1 protein-coding gene and 1 tRNA gene are annotated in these 1,650 nt (G+C 66.5%); both read right to left on the minus strand.

Features of this window, described 5'->3' with window-relative positions:
* Positions 1-6 precede the first annotated feature (6 nt).
* On the minus strand, positions 7-1,320 hold the full coding sequence (locus tag AAGI46_17115; protein MEM1013928.1) for a DUF58 domain-containing protein: 1,314 nt from the start codon (positions 1,318-1,320) through the stop codon (positions 7-9).
* A gap of 27 nt (positions 1,321-1,347) precedes the next feature.
* Positions 1,348-1,420 (minus strand) — tRNA-Ile (locus AAGI46_17120).
* Positions 1,421-1,650 lie beyond the last annotated feature (230 nt).

The raw sequence follows: 1,650 nt of genomic DNA on the forward strand, positions 1-1,650 counted from the left end.
CCGATTCTACGAACTCGCGTCGGGCGTGTGCGATCCACTCATGTCTGCCCAGTCGAGCGACTCCGGGAATCGCATGTACTGGTCCAGCATCGGCGATGAGGCGTCGATGAAGACGAACCGCCCGCCCGAACGCGAAGGATCTTCCAGAGCGTCGCCGCCGTCGTAGACGATCACGCCCGTCGTGTCGCCAGACACGAGGTGCGTGGCAGCATTGGTGTATTGCTCGACACTCGTTTCCGCTTCGACGCTGACCTCGGCCTCGGCGAGCAAGCGGAGCAGCTCGCGACGTTGTCGCTTGCCACGCTCGGGACGACGCTCGATCCAGCCGTCCGTCGCGGACGCGCTGCGAAGCATCAGTCCGACAGACAACCCACGGTCGGCGGCACCCGCGACGAGGCTCGCAGCGACGGCGAGATTCTTCTCAACGATGCCGAACGCTTCAGCCGTGTCGCTACGCGACGTCGTGTCGGGCACGACCATCAACCGTGGCGGCGAGACGCGGTGCATCTGCCGAACCACCAGCGGTGCCGGTGCTCGCGCGACCCGTGGCGCTGCAAGCAGGCGTGCACTGCGACGCCAGTGCACATCGCGCGGCGAGTCGCCCGGGCGATACTCACGCAGGCCGTAGAGCTCGTCATTGCCACTTGGCCTCGGTCGCTGGCTGAGTCCGGTGCTCTCTGCGGAGTAAAAGCGATCCAGCGCCGTCGCCTCCAGCGGAGCTCGCGGGGGGCCGACGAGCATGCGATCCTGGACGCGGCGCACGATCGCCCGCTTGATGAAGCCGAACGGAAAGCTCGTCGACAGCTGCAACCGATCAAGCTCCACCCAACCGCGCTTGGCCGGCACGATGTCGGCGGCGACATCGATCGCCATGCCGCCGGCGACGTGCAGGATGTACGCGTGCGGCTGACGGTCGAACACCGTGCCCTTGCCGCCGGCGTCGAGCTCCGACAACGTCAGGCTGAACGTCGGCCAGAATCGTTTGCGGTTGTCGATGCGGTAGCGGATGCGCGTCAGCCGGCCGACCTGCGCGGAGTCGGGCGGGCGTCGTTCGACGTTGACGCCGCGAAGCACCCACCGGCTGATGACGCCGCTGACCAGCAGCACGCCGATCATCAACCCGAACACGGCAAAGAGCAGACTCGCCTGCGAATTGATCGCGGCCAGCCCGAGGAACATCATCATCGAGCAAAAGACCAGACCCGTCAGCGAGAAGTCGAGTCCAGGTCGAACGCGTGCTAAGCGCGGGTCGCGCCGGTTCCACCGACGACTCGGCTGCCGATGCGCGGGCAGGCCCTTGCTGGAAGACACGCGGAGCACGAGTCGCAGAGTAGCGTCTCCCGCGTATGGGCCCGCCGGGATTCGAACCCGGAACCAAGGGATTATGAGTCCCCTGCTCTGACCATTGAGCTACAGGCCCAAGGCAGAATAGAGCGGCCGCGACGAAGACGTCGCGGCCGCTCCTTGGAAGGCGTTGTCCAGTGCGTCAGTCGCTGAGCTGCTGCCAGTAGTCGGCCGGCATGTCGAGGGCCAGCTGCAGGGCACCGTTGGCCCCGGAGTAGATCGGCTCGTCGACGACCGTCTCCTTGCCGCCGCCGACGCGTTCGAGGCCCTTGTCGATGCGGCTGTTGAGCCCACGCATCTGGCTGC

The organism is Planctomycetota bacterium (assembly GCA_038746835.1).
Classification (GTDB): Bacteria; Planctomycetota; Phycisphaerae; order Tepidisphaerales; family Tepidisphaeraceae; genus JBCDKH01.